This is a genomic window from Variovorax sp. PBS-H4 (assembly GCF_901827205.1).
GTDB lineage: Bacteria > Pseudomonadota > Gammaproteobacteria > Burkholderiales > Burkholderiaceae_C > Variovorax.
Window position 1 is genome coordinate 589,330 of the sequence record NZ_LR594675.1, and the last position, 23,016, is coordinate 612,345.

General features: G+C 68.3%; 24 protein-coding genes. 13 read left to right on the forward strand and 11 right to left on the reverse strand.

The window, feature by feature from the left end; all coding sequences use genetic code 11:
- Position 1 precedes the first annotated feature (1 nt).
- Together E5CHR_RS02795 and purU are read right to left on the reverse strand one after the other, a co-directional pair.
- Positions 2 to 1,504 carry an FAD-linked oxidase C-terminal domain-containing protein gene (locus tag E5CHR_RS02795; RefSeq protein ID WP_162578277.1) on the reverse strand — a complete coding sequence of 501 codons (1,503 nt, stop codon included), beginning with the start codon at positions 1,502 to 1,504 and terminating at the stop codon, positions 2 to 4.
- 34 nt (positions 1,505 to 1,538) lie between these two features.
- Positions 1,539 to 2,387 carry a formyltetrahydrofolate deformylase gene (gene purU, locus E5CHR_RS02800; RefSeq protein ID WP_162578278.1) on the reverse strand — a complete coding sequence of 283 codons (849 nt, stop codon included), beginning with the start codon at positions 2,385 to 2,387 and terminating at the stop codon, positions 1,539 to 1,541.
- Between the two features lie 91 nt (positions 2,388 to 2,478).
- Between purU and E5CHR_RS02805 the strand changes: the two genes are divergently transcribed.
- On the forward strand, positions 2,479 to 3,813 hold the full coding sequence (locus tag E5CHR_RS02805) for an aminotransferase class III-fold pyridoxal phosphate-dependent enzyme (protein WP_162578279.1): 1,335 nt from the start codon (positions 2,479 to 2,481) through the stop codon (positions 3,811 to 3,813).
- 27 nt (positions 3,814 to 3,840) lie between these two features.
- Here E5CHR_RS02805 and E5CHR_RS02810 read toward each other — a convergent pair whose 3' ends face one another.
- Positions 3,841 to 4,677, reverse strand: coding sequence for a ChaN family lipoprotein (locus tag E5CHR_RS02810; protein ID WP_162578280.1), 837 nt, complete (start codon positions 4,675 to 4,677; stop codon positions 3,841 to 3,843).
- Positions 4,678 to 4,754: 77 nt separating this feature from the next.
- Between E5CHR_RS02810 and E5CHR_RS02815 the strand changes: the two genes are divergently transcribed.
- Positions 4,755 to 5,819 (forward strand): AbrB family transcriptional regulator, encoded by a 1,065-nt coding sequence (locus tag E5CHR_RS02815; RefSeq protein ID WP_443083057.1) that lies wholly within the window; start codon positions 4,755 to 4,757, stop codon positions 5,817 to 5,819.
- On the opposite strand, the gene E5CHR_RS02820 is transcribed toward E5CHR_RS02815, so the two are convergent.
- Positions 5,816 to 6,094 (reverse strand): BTH_I0359 family protein, encoded by a 279-nt coding sequence (locus E5CHR_RS02820; RefSeq protein ID WP_174255685.1) that lies wholly within the window; start codon positions 6,092 to 6,094, stop codon positions 5,816 to 5,818. The genes E5CHR_RS02815 and E5CHR_RS02820 overlap by 4 nt on opposite strands.
- A gap of 121 nt (positions 6,095 to 6,215) precedes the next feature.
- A complete protein-coding gene (locus tag E5CHR_RS02825; RefSeq protein WP_232061931.1) occupies positions 6,216 to 7,391 on the reverse strand; it encodes a DUF3108 domain-containing protein in 1,176 nt (391 codons plus the stop codon).
- Positions 7,392 to 7,470: 79 nt separating this feature from the next.
- Here E5CHR_RS02825 and E5CHR_RS02830 point away from each other — a divergent pair, with 79 nt between their 5' ends.
- The 3 genes from E5CHR_RS02830 (at position 7,471) to E5CHR_RS32035 (ending at position 9,357) form a co-directional block, all read left to right on the forward strand.
- Complete coding sequence (locus tag E5CHR_RS02830; protein WP_162578282.1) at positions 7,471 to 8,487, forward strand: fumarylacetoacetate hydrolase family protein; 1,017 nt, start codon at positions 7,471 to 7,473, stop codon at positions 8,485 to 8,487.
- Between the two features lie 124 nt (positions 8,488 to 8,611).
- The gene (locus E5CHR_RS02835) at positions 8,612 to 8,929 is read left to right on the forward strand and encodes a hypothetical protein (protein ID WP_162578283.1); all 318 of its coding nucleotides are present in this window, start codon (positions 8,612 to 8,614) and stop codon (positions 8,927 to 8,929) included.
- 155 nt (positions 8,930 to 9,084) lie between these two features.
- Positions 9,085 to 9,357 (forward strand): hypothetical protein, encoded by a 273-nt coding sequence (locus E5CHR_RS32035; protein ID WP_332061176.1) that lies wholly within the window; start codon positions 9,085 to 9,087, stop codon positions 9,355 to 9,357.
- Here the strand turns inward: E5CHR_RS32035 and E5CHR_RS02845 are convergent.
- The 3 genes from E5CHR_RS02845 to E5CHR_RS02855 all read right to left on the reverse strand — a co-directional run bounded on the left by E5CHR_RS02845 (position 9,331) and on the right by E5CHR_RS02855 (position 11,588).
- Positions 9,331 to 10,110 carry a hypothetical protein gene (locus E5CHR_RS02845; RefSeq protein ID WP_162578285.1) on the reverse strand — a complete coding sequence of 260 codons (780 nt, stop codon included), beginning with the start codon at positions 10,108 to 10,110 and terminating at the stop codon, positions 9,331 to 9,333. The two genes, E5CHR_RS32035 and E5CHR_RS02845, sit on opposite strands and share 27 nt — an antisense overlap.
- Positions 10,111 to 10,188: 78 nt before the next feature.
- Entirely contained in the window at positions 10,189 to 10,701 is a 513-nt protein-coding gene (locus tag E5CHR_RS02850; RefSeq protein WP_162578286.1) for a hypothetical protein, read from the reverse strand.
- Between the two features lie 107 nt (positions 10,702 to 10,808).
- Positions 10,809 to 11,588, reverse strand: a complete 780-nt coding sequence (locus E5CHR_RS02855) for a LuxR C-terminal-related transcriptional regulator (RefSeq protein WP_162578287.1) — start codon at positions 11,586 to 11,588, stop codon at positions 10,809 to 10,811.
- A gap of 74 nt (positions 11,589 to 11,662) precedes the next feature.
- On the opposite strand from E5CHR_RS02855, the gene E5CHR_RS02860 reads away from it, so the two are divergent.
- From E5CHR_RS02860 to E5CHR_RS02870, 3 genes are read left to right on the forward strand one after another with little or no spacing between them, the layout of a single operon-like run.
- Positions 11,663 to 13,408: an FAD-dependent monooxygenase gene (locus tag E5CHR_RS02860; protein WP_162578288.1), complete on the forward strand. Its 1,746-nt coding sequence runs from the start codon at positions 11,663 to 11,665 to the stop codon at positions 13,406 to 13,408.
- On the forward strand, positions 13,405 to 13,692 hold the full coding sequence (locus E5CHR_RS02865; RefSeq protein ID WP_232061932.1) for a hypothetical protein: 288 nt from the start codon (positions 13,405 to 13,407) through the stop codon (positions 13,690 to 13,692). The genes E5CHR_RS02860 and E5CHR_RS02865 overlap by 4 nt, the downstream gene beginning before the upstream one ends.
- A 28-nt stretch (positions 13,693 to 13,720) precedes the next feature.
- A complete protein-coding gene (locus tag E5CHR_RS02870) occupies positions 13,721 to 14,695 on the forward strand; it encodes a Bug family tripartite tricarboxylate transporter substrate binding protein (RefSeq protein ID WP_162578289.1) in 975 nt (324 codons plus the stop codon).
- 19 nt (positions 14,696 to 14,714) lie between these two features.
- Here E5CHR_RS02870 and E5CHR_RS02875 read toward each other — a convergent pair whose 3' ends face one another.
- Both E5CHR_RS02875 and E5CHR_RS02880 read right to left on the reverse strand, forming a co-directional pair.
- Complete coding sequence (locus E5CHR_RS02875; protein ID WP_162578290.1) at positions 14,715 to 15,881, reverse strand: toxin-antitoxin system YwqK family antitoxin; 1,167 nt, start codon at positions 15,879 to 15,881, stop codon at positions 14,715 to 14,717.
- Between the two features lie 6 nt (positions 15,882 to 15,887).
- Positions 15,888 to 16,301, reverse strand: coding sequence for a VOC family protein (locus E5CHR_RS02880; RefSeq protein WP_162583535.1), 414 nt, complete (start codon positions 16,299 to 16,301; stop codon positions 15,888 to 15,890).
- A 112-nt stretch (positions 16,302 to 16,413) separates the two neighbouring features.
- Here E5CHR_RS02880 and E5CHR_RS02885 point away from each other — a divergent pair, with 112 nt between their 5' ends.
- From E5CHR_RS02885 to E5CHR_RS02905, 5 genes are all read left to right on the forward strand, one after another.
- Positions 16,414 to 16,770 (forward strand): DUF2946 family protein, encoded by a 357-nt coding sequence (locus E5CHR_RS02885; RefSeq protein ID WP_162578291.1) that lies wholly within the window; start codon positions 16,414 to 16,416, stop codon positions 16,768 to 16,770.
- Positions 16,771 to 16,873: 103 nt separating this feature from the next.
- Positions 16,874 to 19,201, forward strand: coding sequence for a TonB-dependent receptor (locus tag E5CHR_RS02890; protein ID WP_162578292.1), 2,328 nt, complete (start codon positions 16,874 to 16,876; stop codon positions 19,199 to 19,201).
- Between the two features lie 26 nt (positions 19,202 to 19,227).
- Positions 19,228 to 19,722, forward strand: coding sequence for a copper chaperone PCu(A)C (locus tag E5CHR_RS02895; protein WP_162578293.1), 495 nt, complete (start codon positions 19,228 to 19,230; stop codon positions 19,720 to 19,722).
- A gap of 68 nt (positions 19,723 to 19,790) precedes the next feature.
- A complete protein-coding gene (locus tag E5CHR_RS02900) occupies positions 19,791 to 20,543 on the forward strand; it encodes a PhaM family polyhydroxyalkanoate granule multifunctional regulatory protein (protein ID WP_162578294.1) in 753 nt (250 codons plus the stop codon).
- A 30-nt stretch (positions 20,544 to 20,573) separates the two neighbouring features.
- A complete protein-coding gene (locus E5CHR_RS02905; protein WP_162578295.1) occupies positions 20,574 to 21,842 on the forward strand; it encodes an FIST signal transduction protein in 1,269 nt (422 codons plus the stop codon).
- Here the strand turns inward: E5CHR_RS02905 and E5CHR_RS02910 are convergent.
- Positions 21,839 to 23,011, reverse strand: coding sequence for a M20 aminoacylase family protein (locus tag E5CHR_RS02910; protein WP_162578296.1), 1,173 nt, complete (start codon positions 23,009 to 23,011; stop codon positions 21,839 to 21,841). The genes E5CHR_RS02905 and E5CHR_RS02910 overlap by 4 nt on opposite strands.
- Positions 23,012 to 23,016 lie beyond the last annotated feature (5 nt).

Sequence of the window (23,016 nt, forward strand, 5' to 3'; positions counted from 1 at the left end):
GTCAGAAGCGCGGCAGGCCAGGGTGCGGCAGCCGGCCGCCGCGCACCACCTGCCTGCCGTATTCGGCGCAGCGCTGCAGCGTCGGGATGGTCTTGCCCGGATTGAGCAGGCCCGCGGGGTCGAAGGCACGCTTGACGCCGAACATCTGCTCGTTCTCCTCGGGCGTGAACTGCACGCACATGCTGTTGAGCTTTTCCACGCCCACCCCGTGCTCGCCCGAGACCGTGCCGCCCATGGCAACGCTGGTCTCGAGGATATCGGCGCCGAAGAGCTCGCAGCGGTGCAGCTCGTCGGGATCGTTGGCATCGAACAGCACCAGCGGATGCAGGTTGCCGTCGCCGGCGTGGAACACGTTGCAGCAGCGCAGCCCGTACTTCTTCTCCATCTGCTGGATCGCAAGGAGGATGTCGGCCAGGCGTTTGCGCGGGATGGTGGAGTCCAGGCACATGTAGTCGGGGCTGATGCGGCCCGAGGCCGGAAAGGCGTTCTTGCGCCCGCTCCAGAACTTCAGGCGTTCCTCCTCGCTGCTGCTCACCGAGAGCGCGGTCGCGCCCGAGGCCCGCAGCACCTCGCTCATGCGGCCGATCTCTTCGGCCACCTCTTCGGGCGTGCCGTCGGATTCGCACAGAAGGATGGCCTGGGCTTCGAGGTCGTAGCCGGCGCGCACGAAGTCCTCGACCGCGGCCGTCATCGGCTTGTCCATCATTTCGAGGCCGGCCGGGATGATGCCGGCCGCAATCACCGCGGCCACCGCGTCGCCGGCTTTGCGCACGTCGTCGAAACTGGCCATGATGCAGCGCGCCAGTTGCGGCTTGGGCACCAGCTTGACCGTGACTTCGGTGGTGACGGCCAGCATGCCTTCGCTGCCCACCACCAGCGCCAGCAGGTCGAGCCCCGCGCAGTCCAGCGCCTCGCTGCCGAACTCGACGGCCTCGCCCTCGGCGGTAAAGCCGCGCACGCGCAGCACGTTGTGCAGGGTCAGGCCGTACTTGAGGCAGTGCACGCCGCCCGAGTTCTCGGCCACGTTGCCGCCGATGGTGCAGGCGATCTGGCTCGAGGGATCGGGCGCGTAGTAAAGATTGAAGGGCGCGGCCGCTTCGCTGATCGCGAGGTTGCGCACGCCGCACTGCACCACCGCGGTGCGGCTGACCGGATCGACGTTCAGGATGTTGTTGAACTTGGCGAGCGAGAGCGTGACGCCCATCGCATGCGGCATGGCGCCACCCGACAGCCCCGTGCCCGCGCCCCGCGCCACCACCGGCACGCCCAGCGCATGGCAGGCCTTCAGTACCGCCTGCACCTGCGCCTCGGTCTCGGGCAGGGCCACGGCCAGCGGGCGCTGGCGATAGGCGGTGAGGCCGTCGCATTCGTAGGGCGTGGTGTCCTCGGGCTGCCAGATCAGCGCATGGGCGGGCAGGCAGGCCTGCAGCGCGCGGACCACCTCGGCCTGGCGCTCGGAAGCCTGCAGCAGCGCGCGCTGGGGGGACGTCGTGGGCGCGTTCATCGGCTCGACTCTACGGCAAGGGCCGCGGCGCGCGCTACTTGAAGACGACCGTGCGGTGCCCGTTGAGCAGCACCCGGTGTTCGCTGTGCCACTTCACGGCGCGGGCCAGCACCTGGCTCTCGGTGTCGCGGCCGCGCGCCGTGAGGTCTTCGACCGTGTCGGTGTGGTCGGAGCGCTCCACGTCCTGCTCGATGATCGGGCCCTCGTCGAGGTCGGCCGTCACGTAGTGGGCGGTGGCGCCGATCAGCTTCACGCCGCGGTCGTGCGCCTGGTAGTAGGGCTTGGCGCCCTTGAAGCTGGGCAGGAACGAATGGTGGATGTTGATCGCGCGGCCGGCAAGCTGGGTGCACAGGTCATTGCTGAGGATCTGCATGTAGCGCGCCAGCACCACCAGCTCGGCGCCCTCGGTCTCGATGATTTCCAGCTGCTTCGCCTCGGCCTGCGCCTTGCCCGCGGCCGTCACCGGGATGTGGTGGAAAGGCACGTTGTAGCTGGCGGCCAACTGGTAGAAGTCGCGGTGGTTCGAGATGATGGCGCGCACGTCGATCGAGAGCAGCCCGCTCTTCCAGCGGAACAACAGGTCGTTGAGGCAGTGGCCTTCCTTGCTGACCAGGATCACCGTCTTCATCGGCTCGGTCGCCACGTGGAGCTTCCAGCGCATGCCGAAGCTCGCGGCCAAGCCTCCGATCTGCTCGCGCAGCGCCGCTTCGCCGTGGCCGGCGCAGGCAAAGCGCACGCGCATGAAGAACAGGCCCGTGCCGTGGTCGTTGTACTGCGCCGCTTCTTCGATGTTGCCGCCGTGCTCGAGCAGGAAGCCCGATACGGCATGGACGATGCCGGTACGGTCGGGACAGGAAAGGGTGAGGATGTACGCGGGGGTCATAAGGGGCAGGATTGTCGCAGGGCTGCCGAAGATGGCGGCCGGTGCCAGAATGCGCTTTGCCCAACCCGTCCAACCAGCAGGAGCGAAGAAGATGGCCTACAACGACTTCAGCATGGACAACCAGTGGTTGCCCTTCACGCCCAACCGCCACTTCAGGAAGGACCCGCGCGTCTTCGTGGCGGCCGACGGCATGGAATTCACCACGCACGATGGCCGCAAGGTAATCGACGGGATCTCCTCGCTCTGGTGCGTGGGCGCGGGCCATAACCGCAAGCCCATCAACGAGGCCATCAAGAAGCAGCTGGACACGCTCGACTACGCGACGGCCTTCCAGGTCAGCAACGACAAGGCCTTCAAGGCGGCCGAGATGATCTCGGCAATGGCGCCGGGCGACCTCAACAAGGTCCTGTTCTGCAATTCGGGCAGCGAGGCGGCGGACACCTCGCTGAAGGTGGCGCTGGCCTACCACCGGGCGCGCGGCGAAGGGCATCGCAACGTCTTCATCGGCCGCGAGAAGGGCTACCACGGGGTGGGCTTCGGCGGCATGTCGGTGGGCGGCATCCCGGGCAACCGCAAGGTGTTCGGCTCGGCCTTCCTGCCGCGGGTGGACCACATGCGCTTCATCCACGATCCGGTGAACCACGCCTACATCCACAACGAGGAGCCGGTCTGGGCCGAAGATGCGCTGGCCGACCTGGAGCAGCGCATCCTGCCGCTGCACGATCCGAGCAACGTGGCTGCGATCATCGTGGAGCCCGTGGCCGGGTCTGCCGGCTGGTACCTGCCGCCCAAAGGCTACCTGCAGAAGCTGCGCGAGATCTGCGACAGGCACGGCATCCTGCTGATCTTCGACGAGGTCATCACCGGCTTCGGCCGCATGGGCACGAACTTCGCGTCGGACTTCTACGGCGTGGTGCCCGACATGCTGAACTTCGCCAAGTGCGTGACCAACGGCGTGATCCCGCTGGGCGGCGTGATCTGCCGCGACAAGCTCTACGACGCGATGATGAACACCTCCGCGCCCGAGCACGTGGTGGAGTTCTTCCACGGCTACACCTACTCGGGCCATCCGGTGGCCTGCGCTGCGGCGATCGCGACGCTCGAGCTGCTGCAGCAGGAAAAGCTCTTCGCGCGTGCCGGCGAGATGGGCAAGGTGCTGGGCGATGCCTTCCATGCCACCTTCAAGGGCCTGCCCAACGTGATCAGCATCCGCAGCCTCGGGCTGGCCGCGGCGGTTGAATTCGCGCCCATCGCCGGCGCGCCGGGCAAGCGTGCCTACGACATCTTTCTGGACTGCTTCCACAAGGGTTCGCTGGTGCGCCCGGCCGGCGACGTGGTCGTGATCGCGCCGCCCTTCGTGGTGGAGAAGTCGCATATCGACACGCTGGTCAACACGCTGGCGGACTCGATCCGGAAGAACGCCTGAAGTCGATTCGAGGCGCCTGCGCGCGCCTCAGCTTCGGGGGGCGCTTTGCGCACGGAGCGCCGCGCAATAGTCCTTCTCGGGCAACGCGGGCGTTTGCCACACGGCATCGAAGGCGCCCGGCTCGCGCAGCAGCTCAGGCGTCGCGCCCGCCTGCAACTGCACCGTCTTGACCGACAGATCGCTCGGCAGGTGCTGCGGCACGCCGAGCGCCTTGGCGGTGTGGCCGGCGCCGCTCAGCAGCAGCACGGTCTTGCCCCGCACGCGTGCCTTGACGATCGTCTGCGCCATCGCGCGGTCGCGTGCGATCTGCACGCGCGTCATGGGCCCGATCTGCGACTCGGGCAGCAGGTTGCAGTGGCCGCTGCGGACGGCCTCTCGCTGGGCCTTGTGGGCCTCGGCCCCGAGCTGCACGTCGAGGGACACGTCGGCCATGGCGTCCTTCATGCGCGCGCGCGGCAGGTTGGCGCCGAGCACCGGCACGCCGGCGCGTACCGCTGCCATCACGGCGGGGCCGTAGGCACTCCAGGGCCAGGCCTTCTCGTCCCAGCCGAGGGCGCTCTGCACCTGGGCTTCGGTCGCGGCCCGGTCGAGGTGGGCCGTGCTGCTGCCTTCCTCGGCCATCTCGATCGCCAGTGCGGCCAGGCGCCCGCGCGCCGACAGCGCCTCCACCGTCTCGCGCTCGATCGCATGGTGTTCGGGCGCGTCGTGCTGCTCGCCCAGCAGCAACGCATCGGCCGGCAGCAGGGCCAGCGCGCGGCCGGCGACCGGCGCATCGGCCTGTCCCACGGCCGAGCAGCCGGCGAGCAGCGCGACAGCCAGCAGGGACGGCAGCCAGGCAGGCGGGAACGGAAGGCGACGCGGCATCGGGCCATACTACGCGAGGGCGGCCGCGCTGCGTCGCCATCCTCCGTCCCTTTCTCCTGTCCGTGCCCTCGCCTCGATTGACGCTGCGCATCCTCGCGACCCTGCTGCTTGCGCTCGCAGCCGCGGGTGCCTGCCTCGCGTTGCACGCCCCGCTGCCCTGGATGATCGGACCTCTGCTGGCGGTCTCGCTGGCGTCGATCGCCGGAGCGCCCACTGCCAGCCACACGTCGCTGCGCAATGCGGGGCAATGGGCGATCGGGATGGTGCTGGGGCTTTACTTCACGCCTCAGATGGTGGGGCTGGTGGCCGGGCTCTGGTGGGCCATCGTCCTGGCGATCGCCTGGGCGCTCGGCCTGGGGTGGCTCTTCGGCCGCTGGCTGCAGGCCATTCATGCGAAGCGCATGCCGCATGTGCCAGCGCGCTCCATGAGAGCAACGACTTACTTTTCAGGGGCGATTGGCGGCGCATCCGAGATGACCTTGCTGGCCGAGCGGGCGGGCGCGCGCACCGATCTGGTAGCGGCGGCTCACAGCCTCAGGCTGGTGCTGGTCACGGTGGCGGTGCCCTTCGCGATGCAGTGGAGCGGACTGCATGGCCTCGAGCTCCACGCGGCCGGGCCGCGCGAGGTGCGGTGGGGCGGACTGTTGCTGCTGGTGCTGGCAACGGGGGTAGGCGGGCTGGCGATGCAACTCGCCGGACGAACCAATCCCTGGTTCATCGGCCCGTTGCTGGTATCCATGGGGTTCGCGGTGGCGGGGGAGCCTCTCTCGGCCGTGCCCTCCTGGTGCTCGAACACGGCGCAGCTCGTGATCGCGGTCAGCCTGGGCGTGCGCTTCAGCCGGGAGTTCCTGCACACGGCGCCGCGCTGGCTGGCAACGGTGGCGCTTGGAACTTTGGGGATGATCGTCCTGTGCGTGGGCTGCGCGTGGATCCTGGCCTGGGGAACCGGGTTGCATCCGGCCACCTTGATTCTCGGCACCTCGCCGGGCGGCATCGCGGAGATGGCGATCACCGCCAAGGTGCTTCAACTGGGGGTGCCGGTCGTGACGGCGTTCCAGGTGTGCCGATTGGTGGCGGTGCTGCTGATCGTCGGGCCGATGTATGGCCGCTTGTACGGAGCGAAAGAAAAGCCCCGCGCCTAGTGAACCAGCACGGGCGTATGCGCGAGCTCGGCATATCCTTCGAGCGTGTCTTCGACCTCTTCCTGCGTCGGCGTGTTGAGCTGCCAGGCGGCAATCTGTTGCTGGAACAGTTCGGCCCACGAGCCGTCGAGGTAGACCTCCTTGCCCGAGCGCTTGTCCACGATCTCGAAGCCGTGGCGGGCGAGCACGGGAATGTTCGGCGCCGCCGGGGTGTCGCCTTCGGTCGGCTGCACGTGCACGACGACGAAGGAGTCGGAGTCGTAAAGCATTTGCATGGCGGGTCCAGTGAGGATGTCGATAGCGTTCATGATTGTTAGATAGCAATCAACGCGCCAGTTTCAATAAGGGCTGTTGTTTTGTAGGCACGGGCCGCCATTTTTTGTGCTTCATTCGGCTTCACCGGCGGGCTCCCTGGGCGTCGCGCAACTGGAAATCAGCGAAATCTCCGTTGGCCTGGGTCTGCCTGATGCGAACCGGCAGATAGCCGAGTTCCGGCGCGAGCCAGAGCTCCACCTTGTCGTCGTAGGGCTTCCGTGGGTTGCGCGTGAGCTTGCGGGCGTTGTATTGCCCGGCCGGGAGCACCAGATGATCGTCCTCGTCGACCTTGAAGATCCAGAGGTCGGCATCGCTCGGCCCGACGGTCTGGATCGCAAAGGCCGCGCCGGGCGGATAGCGTGCCGGGTCCCCCGCCATCAGGGCGCCGAGTTGCAGCATGACGCTGAGCCGGTCCTGCGCCCCGGGCAGGAGCGGCACCCCCGGCGCATTGTTGCTGAACACCACCTGGCCCTGCTCGCGCATGAAATGCGCGGCTACCTCGCTGCGGCGCGTGTCGGAGAAGCGAGCGGGCTCGATGCCGCCGGCACCGATCACGCCGTTGCTGTGCTGGCGACGGATGGTCTTGAAGAGGAAGCGAAGCGACAGCTGGGCATCGTACTGCTGGCCGTCCTGCTGCCAGACCAGCGTGCCGAACACGCCCTGCATCGGCGCGCTGCCCAATTGGCCCGTGACCGCGAAGGCGAGCTGGACCGAACCCGGGACCGCCGTCGGCGGCAGGGCTTCGGCTTGGCCTGCGGCTGCGCCCGCGCCGGCACCGGCACCGTTGGATGCCGCGCCGGCAGCGGTGCCTGCGGCCGGTTCGGAAGCCGCCTCCGTGGCGGCCGGCTCCGCCGGGGCCGTGGCCTGGGCCGCCTGTTCGGGCGCCGGGCTTTCGGAAGGTGGCGGACTGGGCCTCGCGGGCGCCTCGGGGCGGGGCGCGGGCCGCGGCCGGGCAGGCTTGGGCGCTGGCGGCTTGGCGGCGGTTGGCGGCGGCGGCGCCGCCACCGGCCCCGGCCCCGGCACCGGCTGCGACCGGGGCGGTGGGGCGACCACGATCGTTCGCGTGACGAACTTGCCCGCCAGCGGGGAGGGATGTGTTCCTCCCCCTAGCGGCGCCAGCCCCAGCAAGGCGAGGTGCGCAAGCAGCACGGCGGCGGCCAGCAGCGCCAGCGCGCGCCATGGCGGGCGCGGAGCGCCGGGCAGGACGGGAGCGGCGGGGCGCAGGTGCATCGGGTGTGGATCGGGGGGCGCTGCCAAGGTTCAGCTCGGTACACTGCCGCCCGTGCAACCAGTTTAGTAGCAGCGATGCCGCCCGGCATCCGCTCCCGCTTCATCCATGAAACTTGCCACTCTCAAAGACGGCTCACGCGACGGCCAGCTCGTCGTCGTTTCGCGCGACCTGGCCAGCGCCCACTACGCAACCGGCATCGCCAACCGCCTGCAACAGGCGCTGGACGACTGGGGCTTCATCAGCCCGCAGCTGCAGGATCTGTCGGATGCCCTCAATGGTGGCCGGGCCCGCCACGCCTTTCCCTTCGATCCCGCGCAATGCATGGCGCCGCTGCCGCGCGCCTACCAGTGGGCGGACGGCTCGGCCTACCTCAACCACGTCGAGCTGGTGCGCAAGGCGCGCAACGCCGAAGTGCCGCAGAGCTTCTACAACGACCCGCTGATGTACCAGGGCGGCAGCGACGACTTCATCGGCCCGTGCGATCGCATCGTGGTGCCCAGCGAGGCCTTCGGCATCGACTTCGAGGCCGAGGTCGCCGTCGTCACCGGCGACGTGAAGATGGGCGCCACGCCCGAACAGGCGCTCGACGGCATCCGCCTGCTGATGCTGGCCAACGACGTGAGCCTGCGCAACCTCATCCCGGCCGAGCTGGCCAAGGGCTTCGGCTTTTTCCAGAGCAAGCCCGCCACCGCGTTCAGCCCGGTGGCCGTCACGCCCGACGAACTGGGCGAGGCCTGGCAAGGCGGCCGCGTGCACCTCACGCTGCAGAGCAGCTGGAACGGCCGCAAGGTCGGCATGTGCGACGCCGGCGAGGAGATGACCTTTAATTTCGGCCAGCTGATCGCGCACATCGCCAAGACGCGCAACGTGCGCGCCGGCAGCATCGTGGGCAGCGGCACAGTCAGCAACAAGGGCGTCGAGAAGAACGGCCGGATGGAGTGGCCCAAGGGCTACAGCTGCATCGCCGAGAAGCGCTGCATCGAGACCATTCAGGACGGACAGCCCGCCACCGAGTTCATGAAGTACGGGGACACGATCCGCATCGAGATGAAGGGACGGGACGGGCAGTCGGTGTTCGGGGCGATCGACCAGGAAGTGGCGGCGCCGGGCACGGCCAACTAACGTCCTTTCATCAGCACGACAGTCTCATAGATAGACGCTCGCAGGCGAACTCAAGAACAAGGTCGACCAGGTCTGGAATGCCTTCTGGACCGAATCGCTGGGGCAGCGGCTCTTCAAGGCGCGTGTGGAACTGCTGGGTGAGCTCGACAAGCGGCTGGCCGTCGATGGCCGGCACGCGGGAGACATGGGGGACGGCAATGTCGCGTTGACCGACGAACGCATTCGGCAAGACACGGCGGCAATGCTTTGCGCGCTCGTTGCGGGCATGAGCCTCGACAACTTCGTGGTACGAGCTCGGCGGCGCTGGGTGGAAGCGTGGGCGCAACCCGAGGCTTGGCGGTGCCCCACCATCGACCAGCTGGGCGAGGTGGCCGAGCAGCTGTCAGGCCTGCCAAGCGCCGTGCGTGACGATGACGAGGAGAAACGGCGCACAGTGGTCTAAACCGACTTCGCCGACGAACTCGGCGAACTGGCGGAGGGTGCAATTGGCAACCGAGGCCAGCGCGGGCGACTTCGAGCGTTTCCGTCAGAAGGCGCGCGCCTTCCTGCGCACATGAGGACCGGCTAGCGCTGCACAATCTGCGCCGCAACCAGCCGTTGACACCGGCTGATCTGGGCGAACTTGAAAGAATGCTGCCCGAAGCCGGTGGCGCGGACGGTGAGATCGCTCGCGCGCGCGAGATGCACAAGAGCCTGACGGCATTCATCCGTTCGCTGGTGGGCCTCGATCGCGAGACAGCCAAGCACGCCCGACAGGTTGTACGCCTCGCCCTTACCGATATTCACGCCCAAGGTCCCGAGGGCGTGTTTGCTCTCAAGGTGGTGGAGCAGTCAGGACTCCAGTCAGAGGAAATTGCTTGCCATCCCTAGCAAAAGAGAGACAAACAGCACTATCTGCGAAGGCGGCAGAGCATTGCCCGCATTTTGCATGACATTGTTCACTGCGTCGGCGAAGATCCCCGCCAGAAGCTGATAGTCCGTAGGGCCACTATAGTCCCCGGGAGGGGGACAATTCACCTGGTTCTGCCAGGTCGGTTGGGCATATATCTTCGCGACATTGCGGTCTGACCACGTAGCTTTTAGTTGTTCCAGAATTTCGGAGGCGAGTTGGCTCGCCGAGAAGTTGGTCACGCCCGCTTTGTCCAAGCACCCGTGGACGAAATCCTGTATCCGCTGGTGGGCCTCAAGGTTGAAGAGCGGAGCGCCGATGGGGTCGTTCTTCCAGTTGTCATGGTAAAAAATTGTGCCAACCACGGCCACAGTCAGGGATACGGCGGCCGCACCTGCTAGCAGCTTGTGGTGGAGGGTCGTTATCTGCCGTGCCATCCGCGCCTCCTCCCCTGTCTTCAATGTGTGTAGCGCGCCTTGATCCGTCAAGGCTGTTGGCTCTGCTGATATTTGCGTGTCACTGGGCACTTCGTTAGTTCCCAAGACCGGGTCGGTGTCCGAAGACGACTCCGAATTCGTATTAATCACACTGACAATATCTTTTAGATCAAAGACGTCACTGCCGGGGTGAGAGTCGCCGGTCTCGGGCCTGCCATCGTTCCAACTGCCGGTGGGGCTGTCGTTGTCCGGATGGGATGGCGTCACCTGCTTCGGCCTGGTGATCACCGTCGGCATTTGCGTAGTGGTTGTCTTTTTAGAGGCGGCGCTAGTAAAGCACGACATGATTTTTTTGAGTGGGAGTGGGAGTGAGGATCAGCGGACGGCGCGAATCGCGTCCAGCTTGGCTTGAGCGAGCGACTGAATTGCAGCGTGCTGCGCATCCATGCGGGCGATTTCGATGGCGGTCTCGAGCATCTCGACAGCCTGTTGAGATCGCCCGATGGCCGCGCAGCACTCGCCTGCGCGGAACAGCGGCCCGGGCGTCGGGGCGTCGCTTTCGAGGAGCGTGCAGAAGCCGAACGCGCCGACAGCGAGCTCCGGCCGTCCCAGTCGCTGCAGGCAACTGGCGGCCAGAAAAGCATGCCGCGGTTCGACGTTCGGACGCGAGAGGAGGTGCAACGCAATGGGCAGTGCATTGCGGAAGTCACCGCTGTCGCACAGGGCTTCGCCCATGGCGAGGAGTTTCGCAGGATCGCGGTCGATCGGCGTGCCGCTGTTCGCCTCAAGTGGGTCGTCTTTGGTGATGATGCTGCGCAGTTCGCGAGTCAGCGTCGCGACGACGCTCGCGGATTCGGCATCCGGTGGCTCTGGATAGTGATGGTCCACAGTGGTCCTGAGATTGTTGAGATAGCTGAGTAACGATGCATCGAGGCGAGTTCCGGCCGGCGCGAAGCGACGGGTGTCCAGAGTCGCAAATGGGCGACCGAGACGTGTCAGCCCAGACCGCCCCGCAGCAAGTCCTTCAGGCCCCGTATCCCCAACCGCCTGAATGCCCGGTACTGGTGGGTGCGCACGGTCGTGAGCTCGACCCCGATTTCTCGCGCCGTTTCCTTGGCAGTCCTGCCGGCCAGCAGATGGCCGACAACCTCGCGTTCGCGCAGGCTGAGCGCGAGCAGCCGGGTGCCCAGTGTGGGCTCTGCCGCCTCGCGGGCTGCCATTGCGCTGCGGCCGTGCGCGAGAGTGGCATCGGCCAGCAGCGTGGCATGAAGCTCCAGCAGCGCGAAGTCCGCGTCGCTGAACTCAGGCTGCGCCAGACTGCGATAGAAACTCACCGCAGTGCGTTGGCCGGTCGGCAGCAGCAACAGCACCGACGCGCGCTCGCGGATGCCGACGTCGCCATAGCAGGCCGCGCGGTAGGCCGGGTCCGCGACCTCCTCGGCGACCTGGTGCCCCATCCAGAGCTGGGGCCGTCTAGGCAGCTTGCGGGCCGCGAGCCACACCATGTTCGGATCGAGCCGATCGAAGCGCTGGGCCACATAGCGCTCGGCCGTGCGCTCGGCGGTGCTGCCGTAGCTGCTCGCGGCCGACACGGTCTCGATGCGGCCAGCAGCGCTCACGGTGAAGACGGTGCAGAAGGTCACCGGCAGCATCCCGTTCATGGCGCCGAGGTAGCTGGCCGCCAGGTGCGGCGTGCCGATTCCGGCGAGCACGCCGCAAACGACGCGAGCCGCAAGCAGGCGTTCTTCCGCGTGGTTCAGTGGCCAGCGCCGCATTGAAGCCTCAGGGTAAACACTTCGTACGAAGTTAGGACATCGGCGGTCGGACCGCATCCGGACAATCCCTTCGCATGAACACCGCAGTCCAGTCCCCGCCGGCCGCGCGCCCCGGCGATGCCGCCACCGGCCCGGTGCCGCCCGCGGCCGGCGCCTTGCCGCCGCCGGTCGGCGACTTCCGCTACACCCGCTTCGCACCCGTGCTGCCCGCGCTCGAAGATGGCGTCGAGGCCGGCCGTCATCCCGTCGTGATCGCGGGCGGCGGCCCGGTCGGCATGGCGCTGGCACTGGGCCTGGCCAACCACGGCGTGCGCAGCGTGATCCTCGAGGCCGACGACACGGTCTGTGTTGGCAGCCGCGCCGCCTGCATCTCGCGCCGCAGCCTGGAGATCGTCGAGCGGCTCGGCACCGTCCGATCCTTCCTCGCCAAGGGCCTGCCCTGGACCGGCGGGCGCAGCTTCTACAAGACCGAGGAGGTGTTCCGCTTCGAGATGCCGCACGACGAGCGGCAGAAGCTGCCGCCGATGATCAACCTCGAGCAGTACTACATCGAGCAATACCTGCTGGACGAGATCGTGCGCCGCAACGCCGCCGAGCCGGGGCTGATCGACATCCGCTGGGGCACCGAGCTCACCCGCCTCGCGCAGGAGCCCGATGGCGTTTCGCTCCAGGCGCGCAATGCGCTGGGCAGCTATGCGCTGAAGGCCGCGTGGCTGGCCGGCTGCGACGGCGGCCAGAGCTTCGTGCGCAAGTCGCTGGGCCTCAACCTCGAAGGCACGGCCTACGAAGGCCGCTACGTGATCATCGACATCGAACTGCACAGCACGCACCCGACCGAGCGCCGCGCCTGGTTCGACCCCCCGTGGAATCCCGGCTCGACGGTGCTGATGCACCGCCAGCCCGACGACATCTGGCGCATCGACTACCAGCTGCGCGCCGGCCAGAGCACGGAGGAGGCGCTGAAGCCCGACGCGGTGGCCGAGTTCGTGCAGCGGCACCTGGACGCCATCGGCGAAGGCCACCTGCCCTGGAAGACGGTCTGGACCTCGGTCTACCGGGCCGGCGCGATGACGCTGGAAAGCTACCGCCATGGGCGCGTGCTCTTCGCCGGCAACGCCGCGCATGCGATGCCGATCTTCGGTGTGCGCGGCCTCAACTCGGGCTTCGACGATGCCGACAACCTGGCCTGGAAGCTGGCGCTGGTGGCGCGCGGCGTGTCGGGCGATGCGCTGCTCGACAGCTATTCGCAGGAACGCATCGCCGCCTTCCACATCAATGCCGAGAGCGCGATGCGCAGCACGGAGTTCATGTCGCCGCCCTCGCGCGGTTTCGACCTGCTGCGCGAGGCGGCGCTGTCGCTCGCGGGCGCGCACCGCGGGATCGCGAACCTGATCAACCCGCGGCAGACGCAGGCAGTGCATTACGAGGACTCCGCGCTGTCGAGCAAGAGCGAGGCGCTGCCGGCCGGGCCCCGGCCCGGCGAGACCCTGCCCGAGCAGCCGCTGGGCCCCGGGCTGCACCTCACCGATTGGCTGGGCCCGTACTTCACCGTCCTCGTGCTGAACATCGAAAGCCTGGACGCTGCCTTCGAGGCAGAGCTCGCCGCCGCGCAGGCCGGCCCGTTGAACGCCGTGCTGCGCACGCTGCCGCCTTCCGCCGCGCATGCTCCGGTGTTCGAAGCGCTGGGCGCGCAAGAGGGCGCGGTCTACCTGCTGCGCCCGGACGGCCATGTGGCCGCCCGCTGGCGTCGCGTGCCGCCGGGCGCGTTGGCGCAGGCGCTGGCACGCGCCTCGGCGCTGGTCGCGAAGGAGGCCGCATGAGTCGCACGGCCGCTCCGAAGGCGAATAGCACCGCAGCCGGAGGCGAAGGTACTCCAGTGACCACCTTGAGCCTCGAAGCACGCGACCGGCTCTACGCCGAATGCGCCCGCGCCATCAGCGAAGCCGGCGCCGAGCGAGAATCGCTTTTCCTCGCGCGACTCGCCCTGCTGCTGTTCGAGCAGCTTGGCGACGAGGCGCGTTGCCGGGCCGCACTGGCGGAGGCGCTGCGCGATCTGCCGCTGCCCTCGCTGTCCGCTGCGCCGGACGTTGCCGACACGCCCTGACTCATTCGAAACCCTGGAGACTTCATCGATGGACCGCAGAACCCTGCTCACCACCCTGGCCGCCACCGCGGCCGCCAGCGCCGCACCCTGGGCCCGCGCCCAGAACTACCCCGAGCAGATCATCAAGTGGGTGGTGCCGTACCCGGCTGGCGGCGGCACCGACGTGATCGCGCGCACGCTGGCCGAGGCCATGCGGCAGACGCTGGGCCAGCAGATCGTGATCGACAACCGCCCCGGCGCCTCGACCAACATCGGCGCCGACCTGGTCGCCAGGGCCAAGCCGGACGGCTACACGATCATGTCGGCAGACAACGCAGTGCTGGCCTTCAACGAATACCTGTTCAGCAAGCTGCCCTTCAACCCCGAGAAGGACTTTAGCTACATCGGCGCCATCGGCAAGTTTCCGCTGGCGCTCGTGGTGCACCCGGACTTCCCGGCCAAGGACTTCAAGGCCTTCCTCGCCTATGTCAAGGCCAATCCCGGCAAGGTCAACTACGCCTCGCCCGGCAACGGCTCGCCGCACCATCTGGCGATGGAAATGTTCAAGAACCGCACTGGCACCTTCATCACGCACATTCCGTACCGCGGCGCCGCGCCGGCGATGGCGGACGTGATGGGCGGCCAGGTGCCCTGCATGTTCCTCGACCTCGCCTCCGGCCTGCCGATCATGCAGGGCCAGAAGGTGCGGGTGCTGGCTATCGGCTCGGGCGCGCGCTCCAAGCTGCTGCCCGATGTGCCGACGCTCGCGGAAGTGGGCGTGCCCAACACCGAGGTGTTCGCCTTCCAGGGCATCCTCGGCCCGGCCGGCCTGCCCGCGCCGGTGGTGAACAAGCTCAACGCGGAACTCAACCGCGCCTTCAGCGTGCCGGCCGTGCAAAAGCGCTTCAACGACTTCGGCATGGAGGCCATGCCTGGCACGCCGCAGCAGTTCGCGGCGCTCTCGCGCGCCGAGTCGAAGCGCTGGGGGCCGATCATCAAGTCGGCCGGCATCAAGCTGGATTGAGGCCCCGAAGGGCGGCAGGCTACCTGGCGTAGGCCTTTCGGGACCCGTCCTCGAAGACCTCGTCGTCGCGTTCGAGCTTGCCGTCGCTGTCCCAGCTGCGCTCGCGCGTGACGCGGCCCTTGTCGTCGTAGCTCGATTCGGCGCGCAAAGTTCCGTTGTCGCCGAAGCGCTGGTGCAGACCGATCGGAACCTGGCGGAAGCGGCTGACCACGGCGAAGCGCCCCTGCGCGGCGCGCTGGCCGTTGTCGTGGAACTCCGTGATCTCGACCGTGCGCGCCTCGCTGCCTTCGCCGTAGACCGCCTTGCTGCGCGGCTGCCCATTGAGGTAGTAGCTCTCGTCGGACAGCGGCTCGCCGGCCGCGCTCCAGCGCTGCTCGCGCACCAGGGTGCCCTTTTCGGAGAACTCCTGCTCGCGCCGCTTGATCGCGCCGCGTTCCAGCAGCAAATAGACGATCTCCCGGCGCTTGATGCCCTCGGAAGACCAGCGCCGCTCGGTGCGCTGGTTGCCGCTGATCTCGTCCTGCATGGCCGGCTTGCCGTTGTCGTAGAGCTCCTCGCTGCGCAGCCGCTTGCCGGCCAGGTAGGCGAGGCGGGTGCGCACGATACCCTTGGCATCGAAGAGCTCGACCTGCGAGGGCGTGCTGCCCACGAAGCCGCAGAGCCGCGCATCGTCGACCGCGGGGGCGAGCAGGGGCTTGTCGCCGCAGCGCAGGGCGGACAGCTGGCCTCGTTCGGTGAATTGGGCGTACGCGCGCTCGCCCGGCTCCGCGTAGAAGGTGGCGCGACGCAACTGCCCGTTGGGGTGGAAACTGCGCGTGAGGCCGGTCTCGTGGCCGTCGTCGTACACGGCCTCCCGCAGCACCCGGCCTGTTGCCGGCGAGAACTCGCGCGCCGGGCCATCCATGTTGCCGCGCGCATTCACGCTGTGTTCCTTCACCAGTTTGCCGCGCTCGTAATAGCGCACCACGCCCACGAAGGCGCCGTTCTGGAGCTGCTGTTCGCGCACCAGTTCGCCGCTGGAGCGGTCCTTGCAGCGCATCAGGCCGGTCTTGCCGGCGGTGGTGTGGCCATTGGCCGGATTCACGTCCTGGCCGTTCAGCTCGCAGTCCTGCACCGCCTGCGCGGTCAAGGGCAACAGGACGAGCAGCACGGCCGCGAGTCCGGCCGGACGCAGGAACGCAGGCATGGTGGATCAGGTGGCGTAGACGGCATCCAGCGAGCGGAAGCCCTTGACCTCGATCGGATTGCCGAAGGGGTCGCAGAAGAACATGGTCCACTGCTCGCCCGGCTGCCCCTCGAAACGCACCTGCGGCTTCAGCACGAACTCGGTGCCGGCGGCTTCCAGGCGCTTGGCCAGCGCCTGCCAGTCGGGCAGTTCCAGGATCAGGCCCAGGTGCGGCATCGGCACCATCACATCGCCCACGTGCCCGGTGCGCGCAGTGGCGAAGGGCTCGCCCAGGTGCAGCGAGATCTGGTGGCCGAAGAAATCGAAGTCGACCCAGGTGTCGGTGCTGCGGCCTTCGGTGCAGCCAAGGCGTCCGCCGTAGAAGCGGCGGGCCTCGTCGAGGTCCCGGACGTTGAAGGCAAGGTGAAATATGCTGCGCATCCGAAGAGCATAGCGGCGCAGCGCTGTCTTGACACCCATGGATACATTCGAGCCGCGCTCGCCTTGCGACAGGCGCGAGCTTGCCGCGCGTCTCGCCGATAATCGCCACCCCATGTCCCGCCTGCGTTACGCTCATCGCCTTGGCCGCCTCGTGCTGCTGTGGTTCGCGCTGTCGTTGGGCGCGGCCATCGCCTCGCCGATCGTGCATCCGCAGGCAATGGAGCTGGTGTGTTCCAGCGTCGGCACCATCAAGGTGGTGGTCCAGGGCGAGGAGGGTGCGCAGGATCTCGGCGCCACGCACCTGGACTGCCCGATGTGCCTGCTGAGCGGGGCGCCGCCGCCGCCGGCGCCGATGGCGGCCCTCCCGCATCCCCTTCCGCTGGCGCACGCCGTCCAGCCCATTCCGGCCGCGCGCATCGCCGCGGCCACGGCCGCCCCGCTGCCCGCGCGCGGGCCGCCGGCGCTCTGAGCTTGCTGTCGATCTCGTAGCGCGCAGCGCGTCCATCGGACGCGGTGTGCGCTGATCTCCCTGCAATGCACCGGCGCCTCCAAGGCGCCGAGGAGCGCTTTCCATGAAGAAGAAAACAGTGCTGTCCCTCGCCCTGGGCGCAGCTTTCCCGTGGCTGCCCGGGCCGGCCTTCGCCCAAACCCCTGGGACTTCTAGCGAGGAACAGGCCCCCGAGCGCGTGAAGTCGCTTGGCGTGGTGACCGTCACCGGCGGCCAGCCGACCTCCCTGCCCACGCAGATTCCCACGACCATCGAAGGCATGACGCGCGAGGAGATCGAGACCCGCATCAACGCCACCGACAGCGAGGACGCGCTCAAGTACCTGCCCAGCCTGCTGGTGCGCAAGCGCTACATTGGCGACTACAACCATGCCATCCTGTCGACCCGCGCATCCGGCACCGGCAACAGCGCGCGTTCGGCGGTCTATGCCGACGGCATCCTGCTGTCGAACTACCTGGGCAACGGCATTGCCAACGGCACCAATTACGCGCCGCGCTGGGGCCTGGTCACGCCCGAGGAGATCGAGCGGGTCGACGTGATGTACGGGCCGTTCTCCGCGGCCTACCCCGGCAACTCGGCCGGCGCCGTGGTCGACTACGTGACGCGCATGCCGACCCGGCTCGAGGCGCATGTGAAGGCCGGCTACTTTTCGCAGCCCTTCGACCTCTACAACACGCACCGGACCTTCGATGGCTGGCAGACCAGCGCCTCGCTGGGCAGCAGGAGCGGCGACTGGTCCTGGTGGATCGACATCAACCGCACCGACAGCCGTGGCCAGCCGTTGACCTTCGCCACCGCGACCGTGGCATCGGGCGTGCCGGGACTCGCGGGCACGCCGGTGGCCGGCGCGGTCGTGGGGCTGAACACCACCAACACGCCCTGGTACATCCTGGGCACCGGCACGGCTTACCGCACCGTGCAGGATCATGCGAAGCTGAAGCTGGCCTACGACTTCTCGCCCACGGTTCGCGCCACCTACACGCTGGGCTGGTGGCAGAACAGCGCGGACGGGCGGCCCGACAGCTATCTGGCCAACGCGGCCGGCCAGCCCGTCTTCAACGGGTCCATCAGCATTGCCGGGCGCGGCTACACGCTGGCACCCACTGCCTTTCCCCTGACCAACGACACCCAGACGCACTACATGCATGGGCTCTCGGTCAAGAGCAACACACGCGGCGAATGGGACTGGGAAGTGGCAGCCAGCCTGTACGACTATGCGAAGGATCGACAGCGCGCCCCCACCGTCGCGCTGCCCCTGGCGGCCATCGGAGGCGCCGGCACGCTGCAGGACCAGGATGGCACCGGCTGGAACACGCTGGCGGCCAAGGGGTCCTGGCGGCCTCAGGGCGTGGGCGGCGCGCACGTCGTCGACTTCGGTATCGGACGCGACGCGTACAAGCTCGCCATCGCAAAGAACAACGTGCTGGGCAACTGGCTGGACGGACCGGTGCTGCCCGGGTCCACGGTCAGCAATGTCGGCGGCCGCACCACGACGCAGAGCGCGTGGGTGCAGGACAGCTGGGGCTTCGCGCCGCGCTGGAAGGCCGTGGTGGGCCTGCGCTACGAGCATTGGCAGGCGAAGGACGGCTTCACCGCCATGGGCACCGGTGCACAGGCCTATGCCGCGCGCAGCGAATCGGATCTGTCGCCAAAGGCCGCGCTCGCCTGGCAGCTGGCGAAGGACACGGTGCTGAAGGCCTCGGTGGGCCGCGCGGTGCGCTACCCGACGGTCGGCGAGCTGTATGGCGCAACCTCGGGCGGGGCACTGTCCTTCATCAACGACCCGAACCTGAAGCCCGAAAAATCGTGGACCGGCGAGCTTTCCGCCGAGAAGGACCTGGGCAGCGGCCTGGCCCGCGCCACGCTGTTCCACGAGACCACCAGGGACGCGCTCTACAGCCAGCTGATCGCGAATTCCACGGTCTCTCGCGTGCAGAACGTCGACAAGGTGCGCACCACCGGCCTGGAGCTGGCCTACTCCGCCCAGGACGTCGGGGTGCGCGGCCTCGACCTGGGAGCCAGCCTGACCTATGCACATTCGACGATCGTGGCCAACGCAGCGTTCCCGGCGAGTGTCGGCAAGTGGCAGCCTCGCGTACCCCGCTGGCGTTCCACGGTTTATGCCAGCTACAAGCCCGATGCGCGCTGGGCCTTCACCGTGGCGGCGCGCTACAGCGGCCGCCAGTATTCGAACCTGGACAACACCGATGTGAATGCCAATGCCTACTTCGGCGCCAGCCGCTACTTCACCGTCGACCTGCGCGTGCGCTACCAGATCGACAAGCGCTGGTCGGCGGCCTTCGGCGTCGACAACGCCAACAACGAGCACTACTGGAACTTTCATCCTTACCCGCAGCGCACCTACAGCGCCGAGCTTCGCTTCGACCTTTGATTCAGACTTCTCCAAGGACCCCTGCCATGAACACTCGATTTCTTCCCCGGCTTCCGCGCCGCATCGCCGCCTCTCTTCTCCTGCTGGCAGTCGCCGGCACTGCCCTGGCGCAGGCGCCGGTGGTCGAGGTCAGCGATGCCTGGATCCGTGCCTCGGTGCCCGGCCAGAGCGGTACCGGCGCCTTCATGAAACTCAACGCAGCCGCGGGCGCGCGCCTGGTCGGCGCTTCCACGCCGGTGGCGGGCGTGGCCGAAGTCCACGAGATGAAGATGGAAGGCGACACCATGCGCATGCGCGGCCTCGAGCACGGGCTCGAGCTGCCGGCGCGGCAGACGATCGAGCTCAAGCCCGGTGGCTACCACCTGATGCTCATGGACCTGAAGCAGCCGCTGGCCAAGAACAGCACGGTGCCGCTGACGCTGCGCTTCGAGGATGCGAAGGGGCAGAAGAGCTCGCTGGAGCTCAAGGTTCCGGTCCTTGCCGGTCCCGCTGCGCCCGCTGGCGGCGCGCACAAGCACTGAGCGCTTCCAGGCTCATGCGCATGGAGTAAGCTGGCCGGACACAAGACCCTCCACAGGAGACCCTCCCCATGAGCGACGCCAAGCCCTTCGCCTTCAGCCAGTTCGTTCCGGGTTTCGACTTCCTTCAGAACCTTGCGAAAGGGGCGTCGGGCGGCGCCAGCGCGGTGCCTGGCATGCCCAGCCTGTCGAGCTGGGTCGCGCCGACACTGAGCGTGGAGGAAGTCGACAAGCGCATCCAGGAACTCAAGACCGTCCAGTACTGGCTGGAGCAGAACGGTCACGCGCTCAAGGCCACCATCCAGGCGCTGGAAGTGCAGAAGATGACGCTGTCGACCCTGCGCGGCATGAACCTGCGCATGGAGGATCTGGCCAACGCCTTCACCCGGACGGCCGAGCCGCGGCCGGCTCCGGCGGCGCCCGCACCGCAGGCCCAGGCGCCCGAGGCGGAGTCCGAGTCCGAGTCCGAGTCCGAACCGGATACCGCCGAGCCGGAGGAGCCGGCCGAAGCGCCAGCCGCGAGGCGCGGCGCCAAGGCGGCGGCCTCCACCAAGCCCGCCGCCGCGGATGCCGGCGCAGGCGTGGTCGACCCACTTCAGTGGTGGGGCGCGCTCACGCAGCAGTTCCAGCAGATCGCGAGCACCGCCCTGCAGGATGCGTCGCAATTGAAGATGCCCGCCGTGGCCCAGCCGATCGCCGACGCGGTGGGCGAGGCGATGGGCGCGGCCGCGCGGCCCGCGGCGCGCAAGACGGGCGCCGCCGCGAAGAAGACACCGGCCGCGGCCAAGAAAACGCCGGCGCGCAAGCGAACGCGCGCGCGCTGATTTGCAATCTTTCTCTGGGAGTCCGAGGCCATGAAGCTGTTTCCCACGGGCCACGCCACCCATCCTCAATGGCGCATGGCCGTTGGGCTCGTGCTTGCGCAACTGCGCGCCCAGATGGCGCTGCCGGACTATGCGCGCACGCCCACGCTGGGCCTGCTCTACATCACGGACCACTATGCGGCCGAGGCGCAGGAGATCCTCGATCACCTGGGCGCCGAGCTGCCGGAGATCACCGACTGGTCCGGCACGGTCGGGATCGGTGTGGCGGCCAACAACGCCGAGTACTTCGACGAGCCTGCGTTGTCGGTCATGCTGTGCATGCTTCCGAGTGACCAGTACCGCGTGTTCTCGGGGGTGGCGCCGCTGGCCGGCTCCGAGATGAGCGGCTTCGCGGCGCACACGGCCCTGGTGCACGCCGATCCCGGCACGCCGGACCTGCCGGAGCTCGTGGCCGAAATGGCGGGTCGCACCGACACCGGCTACCTCTTCGGGGGCCTGTCCTCGGGCCGCAGCGGCGCCCTGCAGTTCGCCATCGGCGGCAACGGCAACATCCGCGGCCACGGGGCAGCGAGTGGTGTGTTCTCGGGCGGCCTCTCGGGCGTGGCCTTCGGTGAGGGAGTCCGCCTGGTCTCACGTGTCACCCAGGGCTGCCAGCCGATCTCGCGCGAACGGGAGATCACCGCGGCCGAAGGCAACCTGCTGCTCAGCCTCGACGGCGAGCCGGCGCTCGACGTGCTGCTGGCCGAACTCGGCGTCTCCCTGGAGGCGCCGCAGGACGCGATCGAAGCGGTGCGCGCCACGCTGGCGGGGCTGGTCGACGCCGGCAGCGACGGCATCCGCCGCACCGGCGACCTGGGCGCCGACGTGCTGGTGCGGCACATCATCGGCCTCGATCCCACGCGCCGCGGGATCGCCATCGCCGATGTCGCAGAAGCGGGCATGCGCATGAGTTTCGTGCGGCGCAGCGCACAGGCCGCCCGCGCCGACCTGATGCGCATCTGCGCGGAGGTCCGCGAGGAACTCGAGCCGCAGGAGCAGACCCTCGCCACCGCGCGCGCGGTCGCGGCCGGCGAGGCGGAGGCCGCTCCGCATCCGGCGCGCCGCATCGCGGGCGCGGTGTACGTGAGCTGCGCAGGGCGGGGCGGCCCGCATTTCGGCGCGCCCGGCGCCGAGCTGCAGATCGTGCGCCATGCGCTGGGCGATGTGCCGCTGGTCGGTTTCTTCGCTGCCGGAGAAATCGCGCGCCACCACCTGTATGGCTACACGGGCGTGCTGACGGTGTTCGCCGCGAGCGACTAGCGCAGGAAGCGCTCGGCCAGGAGCACCCAGTAGGCCGCGCCGATCGCGACGTTGCCGTCGTTGAAGTCGTAGCCGGGGTTGTGCACCATGCAGGCGCCGTGACTGTCACCGTCGCCGTTGCCGATCAGGAGGTAGCTGCCGGGTACTCGCTCCAGCATGAAGGCGAAATCCTCGCTGCCCGGTAGCGCCGGCGCCTGCAGCGTGACGCGTTCCGGCCCCAGCAGCTCCAGCGCCACCTCGCGCGCGAACGCAGTCTCCTGCGGCGTGTTGACCAGCACCGCGTACCCCGGGCGCCAGTCGATCTGCGCCTTGACGCCGAAGCTTTCGGCCTGCGCTGCGATCAGGGCCTTGATGCGTTCCTCCAGCCGGCTTCGCACGTCGCGGTCGAGCGCGCGCACGCTGAGCTCCAGCGTGGCATTCTGGGGAATTACGTTGTTGGCCTTGCCGGCATGCACGGCACCGACGGTCACCACGGCCATCTGCAGCGGATCGATGTTGCGTGAGACCACCGTCTGAAGCGCCATCACGATGCTCGCGGCCGCCACGATGGGATCCGCCGTGCGATGCGGCATCGCGCCGTGCCCGCCGATGCCCGCAAGCGTGACCGTGGCGTAGTCGGAAGAAGCCATGGCCGGCCCTTCGCGCAATGCCAGCCGGCCCTGCTCCAGGCCCGGCATGTTGTGCATCGCGAAGATGGCGTCGCAAGGGTACTTGTCGAACAGGCCCTGCTCCATCATCCGCAGCGCCCCGCCGCCGCCTTCTTCGGCGGGCTGGAAGATCAGGGTCAGCGTGCCGGAAAAGCGCCCGCGTTCGGCAAGGTGGTGCGCGGCGGCCAGCAGGATCGCGGTGTGGCCATCGTGGCCGCAGGCATGCATCACGCCGGCGTGGCTGCTGGCATAGGGCAGGCCGGTGGCTTCGTCGATGGGCAGGGCGTCCATGTCGGCGCGCAGGCCCAGGCGGCGTTCGCCATCGCCGCGCACCAGCCGCCCCACCACGCCGGTGCCGCCGAGACCGCGCTCGACCTCGTACCCCCAGGCCTCGAGCCGCTCGGCGACCAGCGCCGAGGTGCGGTGCTCGTCGAAGCCCAGCTCGGGGTGGCGGTGGATGTCGCGGCGAAGGTCGATGAAGGCATCGGCCTGGGCGTGCAGGTCTTCGAGAAGCGTGCTCATGGGCT